At 60.8% G+C, this 18,922-nt stretch carries 18 protein-coding genes; 12 read left to right on the top strand and 6 right to left on the bottom strand.

Annotated features, from left to right (window positions below; genetic code table 11):
* The first annotated feature begins 347 nt into the window (after positions 1-347).
* Together QZY06_RS02740 and QZY06_RS02745 are read left to right on the top strand one after the other, a co-directional pair.
* Entirely contained in the window at positions 348-1,001 is a 654-nt protein-coding gene (locus tag QZY06_RS02740) for a BON domain-containing protein (protein ID WP_295679868.1), read from the top strand.
* A gap of 133 nt (positions 1,002-1,134) precedes the next feature.
* Complete coding sequence (locus QZY06_RS02745; RefSeq protein ID WP_295679870.1) at positions 1,135-1,953, top strand: PRC-barrel domain-containing protein; 819 nt, start codon at positions 1,135-1,137, stop codon at positions 1,951-1,953.
* Positions 1,954-2,071: 118 nt separating this feature from the next.
* On the opposite strand, the gene QZY06_RS02750 is transcribed toward QZY06_RS02745, so the two are convergent.
* Together QZY06_RS02750 and QZY06_RS02755 are read right to left on the bottom strand one after the other, a co-directional pair.
* Positions 2,072-2,587, bottom strand: coding sequence for a host attachment protein (locus tag QZY06_RS02750; RefSeq protein ID WP_295679872.1), 516 nt, complete (start codon positions 2,585-2,587; stop codon positions 2,072-2,074).
* A gap of 125 nt (positions 2,588-2,712) precedes the next feature.
* Positions 2,713-3,717 carry a class I fructose-bisphosphate aldolase gene (locus QZY06_RS02755; RefSeq protein ID WP_367275545.1) on the bottom strand — a complete coding sequence of 335 codons (1,005 nt, stop codon included), beginning with the start codon at positions 3,715-3,717 and terminating at the stop codon, positions 2,713-2,715.
* Positions 3,718-4,525: 808 nt separating this feature from the next.
* Between QZY06_RS02755 and QZY06_RS02760 the strand changes: the two genes are divergently transcribed.
* From QZY06_RS02760 to QZY06_RS02800, 9 genes are all read left to right on the top strand, one after another.
* Positions 4,526-5,668 carry an alkene reductase gene (locus QZY06_RS02760; RefSeq protein ID WP_295679878.1) on the top strand — a complete coding sequence of 381 codons (1,143 nt, stop codon included), beginning with the start codon at positions 4,526-4,528 and terminating at the stop codon, positions 5,666-5,668.
* 65 nt (positions 5,669-5,733) lie between these two features.
* Complete coding sequence (locus QZY06_RS02765) at positions 5,734-6,276, top strand: flavin reductase family protein (RefSeq protein ID WP_367275546.1); 543 nt, start codon at positions 5,734-5,736, stop codon at positions 6,274-6,276.
* Positions 6,277-6,324: 48 nt separating this feature from the next.
* On the top strand, positions 6,325-7,707 hold the full coding sequence (locus QZY06_RS02770) for an NAD-dependent succinate-semialdehyde dehydrogenase (protein ID WP_295679880.1): 1,383 nt from the start codon (positions 6,325-6,327) through the stop codon (positions 7,705-7,707).
* Positions 7,708-7,778: 71 nt separating this feature from the next.
* Positions 7,779-8,798, top strand: coding sequence for an alcohol dehydrogenase AdhP (gene adhP / locus QZY06_RS02775; RefSeq protein WP_295679882.1), 1,020 nt, complete (start codon positions 7,779-7,781; stop codon positions 8,796-8,798).
* Between the two features lie 19 nt (positions 8,799-8,817).
* Complete coding sequence (locus QZY06_RS02780) at positions 8,818-10,323, top strand: NAD(P)H-hydrate dehydratase (RefSeq protein ID WP_295679884.1); 1,506 nt, start codon at positions 8,818-8,820, stop codon at positions 10,321-10,323.
* 156 nt (positions 10,324-10,479) lie between these two features.
* Positions 10,480-11,331 (top strand): DUF1269 domain-containing protein, encoded by an 852-nt coding sequence (locus QZY06_RS02785; protein WP_295679887.1) that lies wholly within the window; start codon positions 10,480-10,482, stop codon positions 11,329-11,331.
* A 40-nt stretch (positions 11,332-11,371) separates the two neighbouring features.
* Positions 11,372-12,199, top strand: a complete 828-nt coding sequence (locus QZY06_RS02790) for a universal stress protein (RefSeq protein ID WP_295679890.1) — start codon at positions 11,372-11,374, stop codon at positions 12,197-12,199.
* 31 nt (positions 12,200-12,230) lie between these two features.
* Positions 12,231-13,214, top strand: coding sequence for a zinc-dependent alcohol dehydrogenase family protein (locus tag QZY06_RS02795; protein ID WP_295679894.1), 984 nt, complete (start codon positions 12,231-12,233; stop codon positions 13,212-13,214).
* 280 nt (positions 13,215-13,494) lie between these two features.
* Positions 13,495-14,388: a Crp/Fnr family transcriptional regulator gene (locus QZY06_RS02800; protein ID WP_295679896.1), complete on the top strand. Its 894-nt coding sequence runs from the start codon at positions 13,495-13,497 to the stop codon at positions 14,386-14,388.
* On the opposite strand, the gene QZY06_RS02805 is transcribed toward QZY06_RS02800, so the two are convergent.
* From QZY06_RS02805 to QZY06_RS02820, 4 genes are all read right to left on the bottom strand, one after another.
* Positions 14,381-16,060: an oleate hydratase gene (locus QZY06_RS02805; RefSeq protein ID WP_295679899.1), complete on the bottom strand. Its 1,680-nt coding sequence runs from the start codon at positions 16,058-16,060 to the stop codon at positions 14,381-14,383. The two genes, QZY06_RS02800 and QZY06_RS02805, sit on opposite strands and share 8 nt — an antisense overlap.
* 156 nt (positions 16,061-16,216) lie before the next feature.
* Entirely contained in the window at positions 16,217-16,873 is a 657-nt protein-coding gene (locus QZY06_RS02810; protein WP_295679902.1) for a cytochrome b/b6 domain-containing protein, read from the bottom strand.
* Positions 16,874-16,908: 35 nt separating this feature from the next.
* Positions 16,909-17,217, bottom strand: a complete 309-nt coding sequence (locus QZY06_RS02815) for a hypothetical protein (RefSeq protein ID WP_295679905.1) — start codon at positions 17,215-17,217, stop codon at positions 16,909-16,911.
* A gap of 152 nt (positions 17,218-17,369) precedes the next feature.
* On the bottom strand, positions 17,370-18,029 hold the full coding sequence (locus QZY06_RS02820; protein ID WP_295679907.1) for a BON domain-containing protein: 660 nt from the start codon (positions 18,027-18,029) through the stop codon (positions 17,370-17,372).
* A gap of 146 nt (positions 18,030-18,175) precedes the next feature.
* Here QZY06_RS02820 and QZY06_RS02825 point away from each other — a divergent pair, with 146 nt between their 5' ends.
* Complete coding sequence (locus QZY06_RS02825) at positions 18,176-18,814, top strand: lipid-binding SYLF domain-containing protein (protein ID WP_295679909.1); 639 nt, start codon at positions 18,176-18,178, stop codon at positions 18,812-18,814.
* The last annotated feature ends 108 nt before the right edge of the window (positions 18,815-18,922 follow it).

An 18,922-nucleotide genomic window follows, 5' to 3' on the forward strand; every position in this document is an offset into this window, starting at 1 on the left:
GGTTATTGCGACAGGGTGTGATTTCGAAATGCTCTTCTTCCTGATGAGAGTTTCGTGGAAAGGTTCCTAGCGTCCGTAGAAGCGAATGTCGGATAGCACGCTTCGTAGTGGGATCGAACTGCCCCGTCGGTTCGGCGGCGCACGCGACCCTCCGCACTTTCGCAGGAGCTGATGCACACCATAGAGATCGCCTCTACAACGTTACCCTTGCCATGAGCACGCCGGAACTCCTGCAACCGACACGACCGTTGCGCGCATCGAATAAGTAGCTAAGAGAGATGCCGTACAGACTCGATACTGTCCGCGTCGCACAGTCTTGTCTTGTTCAAACATCAGGAAGGACAGAAATGAAAACCGACATTCAGATTCAGAAAGATGTACTCGCCGAGTTGAACTGGGAGCCGTCGGTGAACGCCGCCACCATTGGCGTGGAAGTCAAGGGCGGAATCGTCACGCTTACCGGAAATGTCGGCAGCTATGCCGATAAATGGCATGCTGAAGCGGCCGCACAGCGAGTCGAGGGCGTCATGGCTCTGACGGTGGAGATCGAGGTCACCTTGCCCGGACCGAGCAAGCGCACTGACGTCGACATCGCACGCTCAGCCGAGAATGTATTGCAATGGACGTCGTATCTCTCCAAGGACAGCATCAAGGTCATGGTCGAGAATGGCTGGGTCACGCTTTCCGGTGAAGTGGAATGGCAGTATCAGCGCGTGACTGCCGCGACATCGGTCCGCTACCTGATGGGCGTCACCGGTTTGAGCAATAACATTGCCATCAGGCCGAAGCTGACCTCGAAGGCCGTGAAGACCGATATCGAGGCTGCACTCAAGCGCAGGGCAACGGCACATCCGGATCGGATTTCGGTTGACGTCCGCGGCGGCGATGTGACCTTGTCCGGAACCGTCAATTCCTGGGCCGAGCGCGAAGTCGCAAAAACTTCGGCATGGGGAACACCGGGCGTCAACAACGTCGTCGACAAACTCACCGTCGCCTATTGAACACCTGAAGGGGCCATTGCGAAGGCCCCGCTTGATTATCTGGTGCGCTATCCATTGGCTGGATGCACCCAACGGACCGTCAAGAGATGGTCCCGCTGTACGCCTCCAAGGAGATACAGTCATGTTGAGAAGCATGGAAGACCTCGATGGCTACATGGTTTCCGCTACCGACGGAAAAATCGGACATGTCAAGGATTTTCTGTTTGATGACCATGCCTGGGTCGTTCGCTACTTCGTAGTCGAGACCGGCACTTGGCTTTCGAGCCGAAAAGTGTTGATCTCGCCCATTGCGGTTCATGATTCCGAATGGTTTGAGAAGACGCTTCCGGTCTCGATCACCATGGAGCAGGTCCGCAACAGCCCGGATGTCGATACCGACAGACCTGTTTCCCGGCAGTACGAATCGGACTATCTCGGGTATTACGGCTATCCCTATTACTGGGATGGAGAAGGGCTGTGGGGTGGTGGAATGTATCCCTACGCAATGTTCCCCGGTCACATCATCAATGGCTCAGCCTCTGCTGGTCTGCGCGATGTGGACCGCGCCTACGCCAGCGCTCTAAAGAATCGCCACCGGAATGACGATCCCAATCTGAGAAGCTGTAACGCGGTGTCCGGCTACCGAATCCAGACCAACGACGGCGGGATCGGACACGTTTCCGGATTCCTGGTCGATGACAAGACCTGGGTACTCCGCTACATGATCGTTGACACAAGCAACTGGTGGTTGGGTCACAAGGTTCTGATCGCACCGGAATGGATCGACGACGTCAGCTGGACAGATCAGGCAGTGTCCATCGATCTGGACAGACAGGCCATCCGTGATGCCCCGGCCTACGATTCGAGCGTGCAACTCACCAGGCGCCTTGAAAGAAGTCTCTACCACCATTACAACCGGTCCGGATACTGGCCGGAAGATGCTCGTGATGAGTCGGAAATGGCAGACGCCTAGGAAGCTCCACATCAGATCTGGCAATGTGGACGGATGTTGCAAGCCATCCGATCTGCATTGTCGATTCTGACGCCATTGCTCACTGTTAAAGCGCCTGATCAGCTGACCGCGGGCTTGTTCACAGCACAACGGGCAAGACCTTGCGTATATCGGCTGCCGAGTGCTGCGTGAGGTCGGTCGCAAACTCATCCGCCACAAGGCGATGGGTGTCCTTGCCGAGGTTTTTGCGCATCAGACCGAGGAAATGCGGTGCGGCAAGCAGGTAGATCTTGGTCAGCTCGCCCGAGGTACGCGCCTTGTCCAGCCTTGAGCACAACGTCTTGGCGAAGGTCTCGGCTACATGCTCGGCATGAGATATACGTGACTCGAAGGTATGTCCGATGCCGCCCGGCCCCTGGCTGACATGACCACTGCGATCGGCCAAGGCTTCGTGATCTTCCAGACGCGCCTCGTTGTTGTCGAGGTGGCCGCGCTCATCAAGAATTACGCTGTCATTGTCGGCGGGCGACAGGATGCGGGCGCGCCCTGCATCGGCCACCACGATCCAGGTTGTAGATCCTGCTTCGACGACGTTCGGCTTGTTCGCAACTCGATGTGACATGGATGTTCTCCGAGAGAAGGCGCGATCAACCAAGTCGGCATCTTCTGATGCGCGACGGCGACATGCAGACGATCGATCAAGTCATCGACCATATTGTTCGTAACTCGCCGGGTCGGTTCGCTGGACCATAGAGCGAACGAAAAGAAGTGCTGCTGCTCTCATTGCTGATCGCTCGCGATCTCGTAAGTGCCTCGACAGGCATCACGATTGCAACGAGCGCGATGCAGCAAGGCTTGTTGAGCTGGCAGAACGTTCGCGTCATTACCGCGCCAGATCTCGAGCGCTGGTTGCTGGATCGCCCTGGCAAACGAGAATCCGAGCGCCCAGGGTAGACGCGAACGGCTTCGCCGGTTCATCGTGCTGAGCCGCTGCGAGGCGAGCTTGGCAGGCTGCCCGCCAGACAGGAAAGCGATGCCGGGTACTGCCGCCGGTACCGTGCGTCGCAGACAGTCCACCGTGACGTCGGCGATCTCCTCGGCAGACAGCTGCTGCGGGCAGTCAAGGCCAGCGAGCACCATGTTCGGCTTCAGGATCATGCCGTCCAGCCGCACGTCCTGGTGATCGAGTTGGATGAAGACGGCGAGCAGCACCTGCTCGGTCACTTCAAGACAAGTCGTCAATGAGTGATGGCCTTCCATCAACACTTCGGGCTCGACCACCGGCACCAGTCCCGCTTCCTGGCACAACGCGGCATAACGCCCCAGTGCGTGGGCATTGGCTTCGATGCTGGCGCGGCTCGGCAAGCCATGACCGATGGTGATGACGGCCCGCCACTTGGCGAAACGCGCACCGACTCGGAAATAGGTGTTCAAGCGTTCGCGCAGGCCGTCGAGTCCTTCGGTGATTTTTTCGCCGGGATGCATGGCCAGGTCCTTCGCACCGATATCGACCTTGACACCGGTCACGATGCCCGCCTCGCGGAGCACCTCGACGAAGGCTTGCCCCCACTTCGTGGACTGATGAAGGGTCTCGTCGTGAAGGATGACGCCGCCAATACTGTCGACGAGCCCAGGTGCGGTCAGGATCAGCTCGCGATACGCCCGTCGCGCCGCCTCGGACTGGGCGATGCCGAACACGGCGAAGCGCTGGTTGCAGGTGCCCGGACTTTCGTCGACGGCGAGCAAACCCTTGTCATCGGCCAGCAATGTTTTTGCCACGCCGATGTAGGCAGGCTCGCTGGCTTTCGAGCGGCGTTCATACGCTTCGCAGGCGAGATGTGATTCGGTCTGGCCCGAGAGGTCCGCAGCAGTCCCGGCACGGGAATGCTCGCCGCCAGGGTGGCTATCGACGGTGCTTTTCTCATCGCTCATGACGGGCATCGTGAGCCTGGCTGGTGCCAGGGTCAGTACGTCAACACACACTGCTTGATCAGCTGAGCACAATCGAACTTGCGTGCGCCGTCGTACCGACCGGTGTCAAAGCTGTGGCTATTGTCGAGGCCGCTGCTTTACTCAATCCGCCCGTGGAATCGGTCAACGACACCATGGAGGAAGGATCGCCATGAAGTTTCCATGCTTTGATGCCGCCTATCGAGACGCCCATCCGGCCTTGGATGTTTGCCGATCTGTAGGCCATTCCAGAACGCCCGTTGGCGACATTGAACGGAAAGCCATGGAGAGGTGGCGACTTGTCGTGCGCCGGGATTCAGCGCGTTGCGCATCACCCCTTGCGTATGCCGGTCCACCGATGACCCGCAACGCCGCCTGGGTAATCAGGTCTTCGGCAGAAACGCCGAGTGAACAACTGGATTCGCCGCCCTGACCACCCGCAACTGCGCTGATCACTGCCTGCGCAAAGTCTGGGATTGTCTGCAAAGCACCGCATCACGTTTGACAAGCAACGAGCCTTTCGATGGCGTCGTTCATGGTTATCAAATTGCGCTGCAAGACGGACGGATGATTGCGAGAGGCCTAGCGTCGATGGCAGTCAGCCCCTGATCACCGGCCGCCTTAACCGATAGAGAACCTACCCATGACCGATCTGTTCGATCCCATCCGAATCGGCGATATCGCCGCCGCCAATCGCATTGCAATGGCGCCGCTGACGCGCAACCGCGCCGATGCCAACAGAACGCCGACCGCGCTGATGGCTACCTACTACGCTCAGCGCGCCAGCGCTGGTCTGATCATCGCCGAGGCCACCCAGATCTCGCACGAGGGTCAGGGGTATTTCGGGACGCCGGGCATCTACAACGAGCAGCAGATAGATGGCTGGCGCCGGGTCACCGCTGCGGTCCACGCAGACGGCGGCAAGATCGTGCTGCAACTCTGGCACGTGGGTCGTGTCTCGCATGTGTCCTTGCAGCCCAACGAACATTCGCCGGTATCGAGCACCGCGCGGCGTGCGAACTGCAAGACCTTCACGGCCAAAGGCTTCGAGGACACATCCGCGCCTCGGGCGCTGCGTCTCGATGAAATGCCGCGCCTGGTCACCACCTATGCCCACGCCGCTCGCAATGCCATCGATGCCGGTTTCGACGGCGTTGAAGTGCACTGCGCCAACGGCTACCTGCTGGAGCAGTTCCTCCGCGACAGCATCAATGACCGTACTGACTCTTATGGCGGGAGCCAAGCGCATCGCACCCGTCTGCCTGTCGAGGTCATGACTGCGATCGTCGGTGAGATCGGCTCGGGTCGCACGGGCATCCGCGTGTCTCCGGTGACGCCGGCAAACGATGCCGGACAAGACAGCGACGCGCAGGGGCTGTTCAACACCTTCATCGAACAACTCGCGCCGCTGCGTCTGGCCTTCATTCACGTCATCGAGGGGGCGACCGGCGGCGCTCGCGACATTGCGCCCTTCGACTATGGCGCGCTACGTGGCCGTTATAGGAACGGCAACGAGCGTGGTGCCTGGATCGTCAACAACGGCTACACACGCGAGATGGCGGTGGAAGCCGTGGCTACCGGTGCCGCCGACATGGTGGCTTTCGGCAGGCCGTTCATCGCCAACCCGGATCTGGTCGAACGTCTGCGGCACGAAGAGCCGCTCGCAGCGTTCAAGCCCGAGACACTTTATGGCGGCGGTGCCGAAGGCTACACCGACTATCCCGCACTCCAGCCGGCATCCGCCGAGGGTGCCAACGCCGGTCGCACCGCACTGATGGACTACTGAGCATGTCGTTGGTGTGTCATGCCGATGGACGAGACGGCAAGCAGCCGGTCGGGTCGAGGCTCCTTATCGCCGCAAGCAAATGCGAGCTTCCGCTATCGAAGGTCTACGGTCTTCTGGAGCCCGGTCCGGTGGTGCTGCTGACAACTGCACACAAGGGTTCGCAGGATGTCATGCCGATGTCCTGGCACACGATGATGGATTTCGAGCCGCCGCTGCTGGGCTGTGTCGTCAGCGAGAACAACTTCAGCTTCATCGCGCTCAAGGCCACGCGGCAATGCGCAATCAATATCCCGACGTTTGAACTGGCGATGCAAGTCGTCGGCTGCGGCAACACCACGGGCCAGCGCGTGGACAAGTTTGCGGCGTTTGGCCTGACATCTTTGCCAGCCGAACAAGTGGCCGCTCCAATCATCGAGGAATGCTATGCAAACCTCGAGTGCAGGGTCGTCGATACACGCCTGACCAATCGCTACAACTTCTTCGTGCTGGAAGTGGTCAAGGCCTGGATCGATCCAGCCTGCCCCCAGCCACGCACGCTTCATCATCGAGGCAATGGCGTCTTCATGCTTGCCGGCGAGACGATCACGCTGCCGTCCTTGAAGAAGTGATCCTCGCGCCGCTGATCGCCGAGTCGTAAGCCATCAAGGAGAGATTCCATGAGCTATCAAAGCGTCAATCCGTATGACGGTACGGTCCTCAAGACCTTCGTGGAACTTACCGATACCGAACTCGAAGCCGCCATTGCCACCGCGTCGAACTGCTTCGAGACCTGGCGCCTGAAGAGCTTTGCTGAACGCGCCGTCGTGGTCGCCAGAGCGGCCCAGTTGATGCACGCGCGCATCGACGAACTGGCGAGGCCGGTGACGCTCGAAATGGGCAAGCTCATCGATCAGTCTCGCGCCGAGGTGAGGCTGAGCGTCGACATCCTGGACTACTACGCCCGCAACGCCGCGAAATTCCTGGCCCCTGAAGCGCTGGCTCCGGCCTCCGGCGAGGCCGAGGTTCAGAGCAGTCCGCTCGGTGTGCTGTTCGGGGTCCAACCCTGGAATTTTCCCTACTACCAGCTCGCCCGCTTCGCGGCACCCAATCTGATGGCGGGAAACGTGGTGATGGTCAAGCATGCCGGCTGCGTGCCGCAGTGCGCGATCGCCTTCGAGCAGCTCTGGCGTGATGCCGGCGCCCCGGCTGGCGCCTACACCAACCTGCTCATCTCATACGATCAGGTCAATCACGTGATCGACGATCCCCGCATCAAGGGCGTCGCCCTCACCGGCAGCGTCGAGGCTGGGAAGCGTGTTGCGGCCAGAGCCGGGCAGAACCTCAAGAAGTCGACCATGGAACTGGGCGGCAACGATGCCTTCATCGTGCTCGAAGATGCCGACCTGGAAAAGACCGTCCAATGGGCGGTCTGGGCCAAGATGAACAACACCGGCCAGTGCTGCGTGGCGGCCAAGCGGTTCATCCTCATCGACAAGATCGCGGCGCCTTTCCTCAATCAGTTCCAGGAGGCCCTGTCGGCACTCAAGCCGGGCGACCCGATGGATCCGGCGACCACACTCGGTCCCCTGTCCACAGAATCGGCGCTGGAAAAATTGCTCGATCAGGTCCAGCGAGCCGTGGCCGATGGCGCCACGCTGGTGATGGGCGGCAAGCGCATCGACCGGCCCGGTGCGTTCATGCAGCCGACGATCCTGAGCAACATCGAGTCTCTGAACTCGGCCTACCGTGAGGAATTTTTCGGGCCTGTCGCGCTGGTCTTCACGGTACGAAACGAGGAAGAAGCCGTGGCCCTGGCCAACGATTCGGACTTCGGGCTTGGCGGCTGTGTTTTTACCGCCGATCTTGCGCGTGGCAAGCACCTGGCTCGGCACATCGATACCGGCATGGTCTTCATCAATCACCCGACCTGGACCACGGCCGACCTGCCGTTTGGCGGCATCAAGAACTCCGGCTACGGGCGGGAGTTGTCGCGGATGGGCATCCAGGAGTTCGTCAACAAGAAGCTGGTTCGCATCGATTCGATCGATGCCCCGGCCTAGGCATGTATTCATCGATCCCGCCCAATTGACAGAGATAATTTTTTCCAGCGGAGGCAATCGTGGAAAGCAGAATGCAGGTCGCCGTCGTCGAGCAGTTCGGCAAGCCCCTTTCCTTGCAGGAATGGATCATTCCCGCACCCGGTCCCGGCCAGATCCTGGTTCGGACTGAAGCCTGTGGGGTGTGCCATACCGACCTCCACGCCGCACGCGGCGACTGGCCGTTGCTACCTGCCCTGCCCTTCATCCCCGGCCATGAGGGCATCGGAATCGTCACCGCGCTCGGTGCCGGCGTGACGGCGGTCAAGGAAGGGGACCGGGTTGGTGTGCCGTGGCTTTACTCGGCCTGCGGTCACTGCGAATACTGCCTGTCGGCCTGGGAGACGGTCTGTGCGGAGGCGCAGTTCGGTGGCTACACGAAGAACGGCGGATTCGCCGAATACATGCTCGCCGATCCCGATTACGTCGCTCATGTGCCAGACGGTCTTTCGGCGTGTGATGCGGCGCCCATCATCTGTGCCGGCGTCACCAGCTACAAGGGAATCAAGGAGACCGGAGCACGACCCGGCGAGTGGATCGCGATCACCGGCATCGGTGGCCTCGGCCATCTGGCGATCCAGTACGCGAAGCTCATGGGTTTGCAGGTGTGCGCGGTCGATGTTGACAACCGCAAGCTCGAGCACGCCAGGCGCCTGGGCGCTGATGTCACGATCAATGCCAGTCAGGCTGATCCAGCGATGGCTGTGAAGCAATCGACAGGAGGCGGCGCCCACGGGGTGTTGATCACCGCACCCTCCCTGAGCGCGTTCACGCAAGGCGTGGGCATGACCCGAAAACGAGGTACCTGCGTGCTGGTCGGCTTGCCGCCTGGCGAATTTCCAACGCCTTTATTCGATGTGGTGGCCAACTGCATCACCATCCGGGGTTCGTTCGTCGGCACCCGCAAGGATATGGCCGAGGCTCTGGCGTTCGCGGCGCACGGGAAGGTCAAGGCGGATATCGAGCGACAGCCGCTGTCGGCCATCAATTCGGTATTCGACCGCTTGACGCACGGCAATGTCGCGTCGCGCGTGGTGATCGACTTCGCGCAATGAAGAGACCGGGAAAGTCGTGATGAATCGGCGAACCGCGCTGCTCGACGTTCGGCAGATGACGCTGGCAGATCGTTTGACCGTTGCCGCCGGCACGCCGTCGATCGATCTGATGGAAAGCGCAGGCACGGCCGTCTCGAAAGCGATCACGCTGCGATGGACGGCCCGCCCGGTCATCGTGCTGTGCGGGCCGGGCAACAACGGGGGAGACGGCTTCGTCGTCGCCCGGCAGCTTGCCGAATCCGGATGGCCGGTACGCGTCGCCCTGCTCGGTTCATTCGATAGTCTTGTCGGCGCTGCGCGCCATCATGCGGAACGCTGGCAGCGCGCCATCGAAGCGCTGACTCCCGTCGCGCTCGAGGGCGCCGAGCTCGTCGTGGATGCGGTTTTCGGCTCCGGGCTCAGCCGGGCGCTGACCGGGCCCGCGGCGCTGACTTTGGCCGCTGCATCGAAGAAAAGGGTTCCGTTGATTGCGATCGACGTGCCCAGCGGAGTGATGGGCGATACCGGCGAAGCCCTGGGTGCCGTTTCCACGGTCCTGACCGTCACCTTCTTCCGCAAGAAGCCAGGTCATGTGCTGATGCCCGGTCGAGGGCTGTGCGGTGAGGTGATCGTGGCGGACATCGGAACTCCGCTTTCGGTGTTCGAGCAGATCGTCCCCAACAGCTTCGAAAACGATCCTGCCCTGTGGCTTTCCGATCTGCCCTGGCCGACGCTCGCAGGCAACAAGTACACCCGCGGTCATGCCCTGGTGTCCGGGGGTTATCCGATCACCGGTGCCGCAAGGATGGCAGCCCGTGCAGCGGCACGAATGGGTGCGGGACTGACGACGATCGCGGTGCCTGACGTGGCACTGCCAATCTATGCAGCTGCACTGATCAGCATCATGGTCCATCCCCTTACTGCGCCCGAAGACTTCGCAGCGCTGCTGGACGATCCGCGCTTCACAGCCTTCTTGATCGGACCTGGTGCAGGTCCATCGGCAGAGACGCGGAACCGTGCGCTGTCGATGCTTGCCAGCGGCCGCCCCACGGTGCTTGACGCCGATGCGCTCACCGCTTTCCAGACGGAGCCTGCGGTGCTTGACCAAGCCATCATCGGGCCCTGCGTGCTGACGCCTCACGATGGGGAGTTCGGCCGGCTTTTCGATGCTGGCGGAGACAAGCTCACGCGCAGCCTTGCCGCTGCTCGTCGATGTGGCGCAGTCGTCGTCCTGAAAGGCAGCGATACGGTCATCGCCGCGCCGGATGGTCGTGCCGTGATCAACACCAACGCGCCGCCGAGCCTGGCGACGGCCGGATCCGGCGATGTCCTGAGTGGCATGCTGCTCGGACTGCTGGCACAGGGCATGACGCCATTTCTCGCCGGTGCCGCCGCCGTCTGGATGCATGGCGCGGCCGCGAGCGAATTCGGTCCAGGACTCATCGCCGAGGATCTTCCGGACCTGCTCCCCGGAATCGTTCGGCGCCTGTACATGCTGCGCGCGGAAGCAGCGTCGCCGTCGCGCCACTCGCCCGCTTCCGGCTGAAGCGGTACCGAGGCTCGGGGCCTGCGACTCTCCCTGACAGCCCCGAAACGATCTATGTGGGTCAGCGCACCGCATAGCCTGAGCAGAGCGATCAGCTTGGTAAGCACCAGTACCGCCACACGTCGCTGCCGACGGTCTGCACGAACATCCCACTCAATGCCGGTTGCCGCTGCCAAGCAACCGCAAGCCGTCATCCAGGAATTCAAAATGAACAGAATGCTAGTCGTGGTATTCGACAACGAGACCGCCGCCGTGGCCGGTACTCGTGCGCTCCGCCAGCTCGATGCCGAGGCAGGTATCAGCCTCTATGCCATGGGCGTGATCGCCAAGGACGCGCACGGCAAGATCAGCCTGAAGCAGGCGACGGGTCAGGAGCCGGTCGGGACCAGCGTCGGCTTCGGCGTCGGCGCCCTCATTGGCCTGCTCGGTGGGCCTGCAGGGGCGGCCGTCGGCGCGGTCACGGGAACGCTCGTCGGTGCTCTGCGGGACTACTGGGTGGCCGGCGTCGGTCTCGATTTCGTCGAAGAGGCGGAGACGTTTCTGAAGCCGGGCAAGGTAGCCGTGATCGCCGAGATCGACGAGGACTGGATCACCCCGGTCGACAGCCGCATGGAAGCTGTGGGCGGTGTGGTCTTCCGCCGCGAACGCTCCGAGGTTGCCGACGCCCGCTTCGACCGCGATATCGCAGCCTTCAAGTCCGAGATCACGGACCTGCAGTCCGAGTTCGAGCAGGCCAGTGGCGACGCCAAGTTGAAGCTGAAGACCAAGGTGGCTGCAGCCAGGCACCGCCTGGACGAGGCCGTGAAGCGCGCCAAGCACCGCGTCGAAGCCTTGGACCACGAGGCCAAAGACAAACTCACGGCGCTGGAACACCAGCTTTCGAAGGCCAAAGGTGACGTCAAAACCAAGCTCGATCATCGCGTCAAGGCGATGCGCAGCGCCTACCAGGGACGCAGCGCCAAGCTCAAGCAGGCATGGGAGCTGACCAAGGAAGCGGTGGCGGGTTGAAAGTTCTGCGCGGCACTCGAGCATCGACGCGAGGCGCAACGTGAACTACCTGAGCCTGATGGTTCACCTGGAGCTCGAGCGACCGAATACCGGACTGCTGGAGATTGCCGGTCAGTTGGCGGAACGCTTCCACGCCCATGTGATCGGCATCGCCGCCTGCCAGTCGATGCGGATGGTCTATGGCGGAAGCTACGTTTCCTTAGAGTTGGCCGAGCAGGACCGCGAAGAAATCGGGGAGGAAATGAGGGACGCGGAAGCAGAATTTCGCAGCGCGCTTCTGAACCGCGTCAAGTCGGTCGAATGGCGCTCATCAGCGAAATTCGCATCGATCGCCGACTATCTGGCAACTCAGTCGCGCAGTGCCGATCTCATCATCACCGGCGTTGCCAGTGGCGAGCTGTTCGATGCGGCAAGGGCATTGAACATGGGCGATCTGGTCATGCACGCCGGGCGTCCCGTCCTCATCGTGCCGAATACCACGGACACACTGAGGCTGGATAACGTGGTGATCGGCTGGAAGGAGACGCGAGAGACACGTCGTGCCGTCTTCGATGCGCTGCCATTGCTGCGAAATGCCGAACAGGTGACGGTGATCGCGATCGCACGCGAGGTCGATCTGGCGGAGGCCAGTATTCGACTTGCCGACGTGGTCGACTGGCTGCGTCGGCATGGCGTCGACGCAGGCTTTCTTGCGTCGCCGTCGACGGGTGACGACATCGCGCGGCTGAATCTGATTGCCCAGGAACACAACGCTGATCTTATCGTCGCAGGGGCTTACGGACACCGTCGACTGCACGACTGGACACTGGGCGGCGTGACCGGCGATCTGTTGCTGAGTGCGAATCGCTGCGCGCTCGTCTCCCACTAGCGGCGAGCGTGTTGCCAATCGGGAGGGCGTGATGCAGGCCATGATGCTGAACCGGCTGGGTGCACCGCTTGAGTGGACCGAACTTCCCGATCGCCAGCCCGGCCCCGGCGAGATTCGGGTGCAGATGGGCGCCTGCGGGGTCTGTCGCACGGATCTTCACGTCGTCGACGGCGAACTGCCCGACCCCGTGCTGCCGATCATTCCGGGACACGAGATCGTCGGCCGCATCGATGCGATCGGTAGCGGCGTTGCCGAGCTCCAGATTGGCGAGCGAGTCGGTATTCCCTGGCTCGGTTCCACCTGCGGGATCTGTGTCTACTGCCGTTCGAATCGGGAGAATCTTTGCGACGAGCCTCGCTTCACGGGCTATACGCGCGACGGCGGTTTTGCCAGCTCGGTCGTTGCCGATGCCCGCTATGCGTTTCCGCTCGGCGAGGTCGGTAGCGACGAAGAATTGGCGCCGCTCCTCTGCGCCGGACTGATCGGCTGGCGCTCACTGGTGATGGCCGGTAGCGGCAGGAACATCGGTTTCTACGGCTTTGGCGCGGCGGCGCATATCGTTGCCCAGGTCGCGATCTGGCAGGGACGCTCGGTGTTCGCCTTCACCCGCCCCGGCGATGTTGCTGCCCAGTCATTTGCTCGCAGTCTCGGCGCAGGCTGGGCCGGCGGGTCGGACGAGCCTTCTCCGGAACCCCTCGATGCGGCGATCATCTTCGCAACGGTGGGCGCCCTGATTCCGCTCGCGCTGCGCGCTGTCCGCAAGGGCGGACGCGTTGTCTGCGCCGGCATCCACATGACGGACATTCCCGGCTTTCCTTACAGGCTGCTATGGCAGGAGCGACAACTGGTATCGGTTGCCAATCTCACCCGCCAGGACGGTCTCGATTTTCTGCGTATGGCGCCACAGGTCGGCATCGTCACCCAGACCACCCGCTACGCCCTGCGCGACGCCAACTTGGCGCTCGCCGATCTGCGCGCCGGACGGTTCATTGGCGCTGCAGTTCTGATGCCCTGAAACATGCAAATACTCCGGCAGGAGGCGGCACACGCAGCGCGCCGAAGCAATACCGCACCCGGCAACGTAAACCTGTGCGACCGGGGCAGCGTGCAATCTGCGGTTGATTGAACGGCGTGCAGGACATCTGTGCCGACGGCGCCCCGCGGGCCTGCCGGCATCGAAGGCCAGACCGAGGCCCACCCGTGCGAGATCGCCGAAGGTCGGGAACAACTGCCTATGACCCAGATCAATGCTGGCCTGCACGACGTCAACGACACTTCAATCTCAATTGAGTGAGGTGATCGACGTGGCCCAATGTTCGACGATGCAAAACCAGCTTCTCGCTGTCCTGTCGGCGAAAGTCCAAGAGCGCATCTCAGTTCATCTGGAACGGGTATTTCTCCACTGTGGCGATGTGTTGCACGAATCTGGACAGCCGTTACATCACATCTACTTTCCCGCAGATGGAATCGTGTCACTGATATGCGAAACGCGGGAAGGCGGGGCCGCGGAAGTCGCCATTGTTGGCAATGAGGGTCTGGTCGGCGTCGAATTATTCATGGGCGGCCGCACCACGACGAACCGGGCGATTGTAAGAAGTGAGTGCTGCGTATACAGGCTGCCAACGGATCGATTGATGGCGGAGTTCAATTGTCACGGTGAACTGATGGTGCAGGTGCTTCGCTACGCACAGTCGCTGATGACACAGATGGCCCAGAACGCAGTCTGCAACCGGCACCATTCAATCACCCAACGCCTTTGCCGCAGACTTATCGGTTCTTTGGATCTTTGCGATGACAATCGGGTGGACATGACGCAGGAACTGATCGCCAACATGCTGGGTGTGCGGCGCGAAAGCATTACCGAAGTCGCTCTCAAGCTTCAATCAGTGGGAGCGATCGCATATCGTCGCGGTCAGATCCGGGTGCTCAACCGGGCGCAACTCGAAACTTCAAGTTGCGAGTGCTACTCCGTGGTCAGGAAGGAAACCTTGCGTCTCCAGCCTTACCTGACCCGCACAGCGGTGATCGGATCAACGAGAAGCGCCAACGCCCTTCTGTTTACCAGGGCGGCAACGAATTGGGCTCCCAGCGCCAGTAGCAGCAAGAAACCCCTTCGATCGATAGGCAGTAGCAAGCAACCAGCGTCCCTGAAAGGCCGGGGGGTGACTAGCGCGGTCCTCGTCAACTAAAGGCCTTGATCAAGGCCTCGAACTGCGTGTGCAGCGAATGATCGTGGGGGGTGATCGGCGGTATCCTCCGATCAATCTTGAGCAGCTCGTACACAGCCATCTGCGCAGCGCGCACCGAATATTCCACCGTGAACACCACATCTCCCGGGATCTCGACGAACTGGCTAATCAGCGCGAGGTTCTTCGAGTCCGGCGGAACCGGCAGCGGACGATCGGACAAATCGCGCGGCATGAACATGCTGGTGATGTACGGCATCCGGCAGGGAATGCAGTTGGCCGATGCCAGCATCTCCAGGTCAAAGCGCAGATGGCCGCAGAGTTCGAGGAGGATCTCGGCTCCGTTGCAGTCGGCCATCGCCTTCGGCACGAAATTTCCAACGCGGTCCGGAAACAGGGCGTAGCCCCAGAAGACCTGCACATCCCGGGGCTGATTGATGAAGTGCGGCTGGTGCGCGAGCACGATCGACATCAGCCAGTTTGAATCCTTGAACGTGACCAGACCGCCGATCCCCGCGTCGTTGCCGCTGAAACGGAACATTTCCTCGAAGAACATTGGGTTCTTCAGCGTCACGGTGAACGACTCCCAGCACGACATCGCAACGCAGCTGTTGAATGTCGATGGCGTACCGAATTGTTGCCCGAACTCCGCCAGCTTTTCCCACAAGGTCCAGCCGCCGCCTTCTTGCTTGACCCACTTTTCAGGGGCAATCGTCATCGAGCCAAGGCTGGAGGAATCGGTCATAGAGCCGTTCTGGATGAAGACCAGATCGTCGCTCTCCACCGCGATCACCCCGATCTTGCCGTCCTGCAGGCAATGAAGGCCGGTCAGCACGACCTGCCCACCCTGATAGCGGTGATCGATGTCGGTGACGTTGCAACCGTTGATCAGGTGGACACCCTGCCCTTTCAGCCAGGTCAGCAACGGCAGCACCAGGGAATCGTACTGGTTGTAGACCGTGCGCTTGACCCCCGCCAAGGTTTCTATGCGCGAGAACTCGAGCATGAATCGGTGCAAATAGCGCTTGAACTCCACGGCGCTGTGCCAGGGCTGAAACGCAAAGGTCGTGGCCCACATGAACCAGAACTCGGTCTCGAAGAACTGGGGCGATAGCCAGTCCGTGATCGGCGACGCAAGCAGCACGTCCTCGCTGGCGGTCGCGAGCTTGAGCAGCTCGACGCGATCCTGCATCGAGAAACCCATCGACTTCACCGGAACCTTGGCGCGACGCCGGTCCACCAGTCGTGCCATCGAATTCGAGACCAGCTTCTCGTTGAACGCAACGGTCTCGTCGAACACCGACAGGCCTTTATGCTCCAGGGACGGAATCGACTTGAACAGGTCCCAGGTGCACTCGTAGTTGTCGGTCGTCAGCATGCGACCGCCGCGCAGGGAATAGCCGCTCTCGGCGGTGCCTGCCCCGTCCAGGCTGCCGCCCATCAGCGGCAAGGACTCCAGAATTGTGATGCTGCTCCCCGCCCATCCCCCGTCGCGGATCATGAACGCGGCGGCTGCCAGCGATCCGATTCCACCACCGACAAGATAGGCCCTCGATTTCGCGGCAACGACAGTACGATCTTTCACCACGATCGTTTCGGCGGATGAATCGCTCGACGCGGGCGAATCGAAATCCTGGGGGAATGGCTGGCTGCTTACTGCTTCGCTGAATGTCATGGCTGAGCCTGGCGTGTCCGATATGAAAGGGTTTCCACACGGGAAACTAGCGGCCAGACGCGTCAGTGTCGGTTCGCAATCACTCATTCCGGAAGAGCGCCGGGCGCTGCAGCATCGCTCGAAATTTCAGCTCAAGGATTTCTCTTGGTTGATGGGTCAGGGGCATCGACGGGTTGCCCTGAAACGATCTTGCGCCCGGTGAACATCGCGGAAACCAGCGTACCGCCCTCGCGCAGTTCGGTGATGACTACTGCCGCGATGTGGATAACGATCATTGCGGCGAGCACGAAAAAGCCATACAGATGCAGCGTCGCGACGGGCTCGCGCATCGAACGCATGTTGGCGTACGCAGCTTTGTCGTAGAGCTCCGGCGAGTACGGAACCAAGGTCGCCGGATCGACTCCCGGCGCGGCAATCCACTGTGCGATCCAGTGTCCAATGGGCGGGAAGTAGAGGTCCGTTCCGCGGGTTATGGCCGATATAATGCTCCGGGCGGCCCGCTGCGAATGCGCTGACGTAGCTGCCCAGCCGCGCAAAGTAGCCGGGGCTGCCGGGGAGTATCTGCCGCCAGCGGGCCTGCCGATTGCCGACGAACGCCCAGACGATGCGCACACCGATATTGACTGCGAAGACATAGCCTGCCCAGACATGCAGCGTCTTCAGCAGGATCTTGCCTTCGTTGGGTATCTTGAAGGCACCGGCATTCAGGATCACCAGTCCCAGCGCTGCAAGAACGATCACACACAGCACGTTGATCCAGTGGAACCAGCGCGTCGGCGCATCCCATACCTTGTACGACCTGAGTTCATTCATCGAAGTGCCTCGTTGAAAATCTGCTCGCAGTCTCTTTACAGGTCATGAATCACCTTCGGTGGAAATGCCGCGCGCAAGGCATTGAGCACGGCCAGCACGTCGATGACTTCCTGCGCGATGGCGCCATTGACGGGACTTAAGAAACCGGCAGCGGCGAAGCCAATGCCGATGACGCTCAGCGCCATACCACCGACGGCGCTTCGAAGCGCGATCACCCGCATCCGCCGACTGATGTGCATGAACTCGTCGACCTTGGTCAGTGAGTTTTCCATCACCACAACGCCGACGGCTTCGGCAGAGAAGGCGCTGTTCTGGCTAATCGCTACGCCGACAGTCGCGACCATCCTCGCGGGTGGCTTCGTTGATGCCGTCAGCGATATAGAGCGTTTTGACCTTTGCGTTCTCGGCACGCACGATTGGCTTGTCTTGCCCAGATGAAGTCGAGTAAAGGCGCCCGACGCGTCGCGTATTGAGTCGGTAGGCACCAAGCCTTGATTCAATACACGACGGTGATATTGTCGATCACCTTCCGCACACCCGGCGTTCCCCAAGCGGATTGTTCGGCAATCGAACGCTCCGACCAAGTATCAACCTTGCCAAACAGGGTCACTTCCGAGCCATGGACTTCGACCGAAATCCTGTTGGCATTGGCGCAAACACTGCGAGTCAAGGCTGCTTCGATCTCCGTCTTGACCGACGCTTTTGAGACCTTCGGCTCGATCGCGATGTCGTTGCTCACACCAACGACACCTGTCAGGTGACGTACAGCCGCAAGGGCCGACTCGCGCTGGAAGCTCCACTCGACCTGACCTGACAACGTGACCCAGCCGTTCTCGACCATAACCTTGACGCAACCCCTGGGTACCAGAGTCGTCCAGGTTATGACGTTCTCGACCAGGCGCGCGATATCTATATCGGCGCGCTTGCTCATGCCAGGCAGCTTTACTTCAAGTGCTACTGTCAGCGCAGTGACACCAGCGACACGCAATGCCGAGTGCTCCGCGGTCCATTTCTCCGAGTAGCTGTCGACACTTCCCGTCAGGGTCAACACACCGTTCTTGACTTCGACTCCGATATTGGCAGCGTTAACCGCCGGCTCCCATTTCAATTCTGCGATCACGTCCTGTTCAAGCTGGCTATCGGTTTTCATATTCATCGGTCTTGTCCCTTCGAGAAGCGAGGACGTTGAGCGCCATTGCCGCCAGAGTCTGTACGTCAGCCCGCAGAGGGGAGTCATCAACATCTGCAGGCGATGATTTTCCTGAATGGCGCTGATTAGTTTGATGACGCACCGACGCCCGGATGATCCGCCGCTACCGTTTCTTTAGTGCCGCGCTCAGTGAAGTACGGCACCTTTCGATACACACTCAATACCGGACACAAACGAAAATGAACGCAAAGAGACTACTGGCGGCGAGCAGCCTCGCCATTCTGGCCTTGCTGACCAGCACGGCATCTTTCGCCGACAGCAAAGCCGCGATCGACCAGAGAGTCGACGAAACGCTGAAGCAATTCCATGCCCTTAATGGGACACACGCAGCGCTCCAACAGAAGGCCGCCGGTATTCTGGTGTTTCCGCGGGTGATCAAGGCCGGTGCAGGCGTTGCCGGCGAGTACGGAGAAGGCGCATTGCAGGCGAAGGGGAAGACCGTCGCTTATTACAGCCTGACGTCGGCATCCGTCGGTCTTACCCTCGGTGTCGCCAAGCACAGCGAGCTCCTTCTGTTCATGACGCAGAAGTCGCTGGATGACTTCATTGCCAGCAAGGGCTGGTCGATCGGAGTCGATACCGGTGTCGCCATGGTCAAGAAGGGTGCTGGCGGCGATTACGACAGCGACACCCTGAAGAAATCCATACTCGGCTTCGTGATCAGCGAAGAAGGCCTGATCGCCGATGTGTCTCTTGAAGGTTCGAAGATCAACAAGATCAGTCCCAAGTAATAGCTTCGCGGTCATCGGATCGATCTTCCGACCGCTTGCAGGCGTCGAAGGCCATGTCATGGCCTTCGATGCGCAGACCGGGAAGCGCTTGGCAGTGGCCGGCAGTCC

The organism is uncultured Nevskia sp., assembly GCF_903885465.1.
Lineage (GTDB): Bacteria > Pseudomonadota > Gammaproteobacteria > Nevskiales > Nevskiaceae > Nevskia.